We start from the raw sequence: 216 nt of genomic DNA on the forward strand, positions 1-216 counted from the left end.
GTGGAGGATGACGGGATCGAACCGCCGACCCTCTGCTTGTAAGGCAGATGCTCTCCCAGCTGAGCTAATCCTCCATGTTGAGCGACCTTTATATCTTATCATAAGTCTCTCGTTTTTGTCAATAACTTCTTTTGAAGTAAATGGTGACCCGTAGGGGACTCGAACCCCTGTTACCTCCGTGAAAGGGAGGTGTCTTAACCACTTGACCAACGGGCC

General features: G+C 50.0%; 2 tRNA genes. Both read right to left on the minus strand.

Annotated features, from left to right (window positions below):
* Nucleotide 1: 1 nt before the first annotated feature.
* A tRNA-Val gene (locus tag FGT79_RS30875) sits at nt 2–74 on the minus strand.
* 67 nt (nt 75–141) lie between these two features.
* A tRNA-Glu gene (locus tag FGT79_RS30880) sits at nt 142–216 on the minus strand.

This window comes from Paenibacillus sinopodophylli (genome assembly GCF_005930355.1).
GTDB lineage: Bacteria > Bacillota > Bacilli > Paenibacillales > Paenibacillaceae > Pristimantibacillus > Pristimantibacillus sinopodophylli.